We start from the raw sequence: 309 nt of genomic DNA, 5'->3' as shown, positions 1-309 counted from the left end.
GACCGGGGGCCGCGTCCGCCAGCAGGGCCGGGAGGTCGGTCCGTACGTGGTAGCCCCTGGCGAGGAGCAGGGGTACGGCGACGGCGGGGCCGGGCAGTGCCGCCAGTGCGCGCGGGACCGAGGGCTCGACCAGGCCCAGCCATGCCACCTCCACGCGCAGTCCTGGCCGTGTCCGGCGCACCTCGTCCAGCAGGGCGCGTACCGTACGCACGCCTTCCGCGTCGCGGGTGCCGTGGGCCACCGCCAGCAGGGCGGGCGCCGCGCTCACCGGGTACCCCCCAGCCGGGCGGGCGGCGGGCGCCGCGCTCA

1 protein-coding gene is annotated in these 309 nt (G+C 79.3%); it reads right to left on the bottom strand.

The window, feature by feature from the left end; genetic code table 11:
• Positions 1 to 268, bottom strand: a 268-nt coding sequence (locus tag GTW40_RS06220) for a CbiX/SirB N-terminal domain-containing protein (protein ID WP_343245623.1), incomplete at its 3' end; no start/stop codon positions are given.
• Positions 269 to 309 lie beyond the last annotated feature (41 nt).

The organism is Streptomyces sp. SID4985 (genome assembly GCF_009863025.1).
GTDB lineage: Bacteria > Actinomycetota > Actinomycetes > Streptomycetales > Streptomycetaceae > Streptomyces.
Note: the sequence above shows the minus strand (reverse complement) of the source record. Positions and strands in the feature narration are given on the sequence as shown.